This is a genomic window from Modicisalibacter radicis (genome assembly GCF_900961225.1).
GTDB lineage: Bacteria > Pseudomonadota > Gammaproteobacteria > Pseudomonadales > Halomonadaceae > Modicisalibacter.
The window spans coordinates 1-842 of the sequence record NZ_CAAHFN010000118.1 but is presented as its reverse complement, the minus strand read 5'-3'; the positions used below and the strand labels follow the sequence as shown (position 1 = coordinate 842).

Annotated in this window: 1 protein-coding gene; it reads right to left on the bottom strand. The window is 70.8% G+C overall.

Features of this window, described 5'->3' with window-relative positions; translation table 11 throughout:
• Positions 1-842: D-erythronate dehydrogenase (denD, locus tag HR9077_RS19130; protein WP_136068902.1), on the bottom strand; the 842-nt coding region annotated here is incomplete at both ends.

Sequence of the window (842 nt, the reverse complement as noted above, 5' to 3'; positions counted from 1 at the left end):
GAAGGTGCGCACGATCTCGCGGAAGTCGCGGTCGCCGGTGAAGCCGAGTCGATCGGCACGCGGCGTCTCGAAGCGAGCCGGCCAGCTGGCGACGATGGCTTCGATGCGCGGGTCGGGCTCGTGGCTCACCCGGGCCAGGGCGTCCTCCCCGCCGACCTCGCGCAGCACCTCGAGCATCGCGGCGACACTGACGGTCAGCCCCGGCAGCATCACGCTGCGATACGGCGCCAGTGCATCGCCCGGGAGCGTCGCGGCATGCAGCAGCGCGTCGATGACGCGCCCCGGCGACATCACGAACAGGTCGGTATCGGTGGGTACCGGGCAGACCGCCGCCTCGCCACCCAGCGGTTCGCGCAGGATGCTGGAGGCGAAGCTGGACGCGGCGGCATTGGGCCGCCCGGGGCGCACTACGATGGTCGGCAGGCGCAGCACGCAACCATCGACCAGGCCGCGCCGGCTGTAGTCGTTGATCAACAGCTCGCACATCGCCTTCTGGGCGCCGTAGGAGCTCTGCGGGGTCAGCGCCGTCATGTCGTCGAGCGTATCCGGAAGCTCACCGCCATAGACGGCCACCGAACTGGCCATGATCAGGCGCGTCTCGGCCAGGCCGGCCGCACGACAGCCTTCCAGCAGGGCGCGGGTGGCATCGAAGTTGACGGCCATGCCCAGGTCCAGATCGCCCTCGGCCGCCGAACTGACCACGGCGGCGAGGTGATAGATGACCTCGGGGCGTTCGCCGAGCAGGCTGTCCAGCGCACCGGGGCGGGTGATGTCCATGGCCCGGCAATCGAGCCGGATCGTGTCGTGAGACGGCGGCGCCGGAGCGACCCGGTCGACGAGCG